General features: G+C 49.0%; 1 protein-coding gene. It reads right to left on the bottom strand.

The window, feature by feature from the left end; translation table 11 throughout:
- Positions 1-669 (bottom strand): ROK family protein (locus tag A3729_RS07910; protein ID WP_068633587.1); only part of this gene is annotated, 669 nt, incomplete at both ends.

Here is a 669-nt window from a genome sequence, read left to right as displayed (position 1 = left end):
CACCCGCCGAATCCCCGAGCTTTGCGCAAACGATCGGGGTTTTGGCGTGTTCGGTAAATACATGCGCTGCCATCCGCTCATTTATATCTGAATAGATCTCGATAATATTGGACATGCCACCGCCCAAAATAATGATCTGCGGGTCAAGTATATTAACCACCTGAGCAAGCGAAGCAGCCAGCTGGTTCAAGTAGCTTTGCCAAATATCTGCCGCCTTGGCATCTTTGGCTCTCATAGCCGAAATAATTTCTTCAGAGCTAAGTACCTGAGCGTACCTAAGATGATAGCTCATGGCTAAACCTGGCCCCGACAAGTAGGTTTCAATACAGTCTTTGCGACCACAATAGCAAAGCCTGCCTCTCTCTGGCTCGGGTAATTTATCCAACTCAAGAGCTGGCAGACAGTTATGTCCCCACTCCCCGGCAATGCTATGTAAGCCAGCTAACACTTTTCCGTTGACGACAAGGCCCGAACCAACACCCGTCCCAAGAATCACGCCAAAGCTAATCTCTGGCACTTGTGCGCCGAACCCTTCTTTGCCACTTCCTGCAAGTGTTTCAGCTAAGGCAAAGCAGTTTGCATCATTTTCCAGATAGACCTCACAAGCGAGTAGGCGCTTAAGATCCTCAAGCAAGGGTTTACCATTCAGTACCACGGAATTGCAGTTCT

The organism is Oleiphilus sp. HI0043 (genome assembly GCF_001634935.1).
Note: the sequence above shows the minus strand (reverse complement) of the source record. Positions and strands in the feature narration are given on the sequence as shown.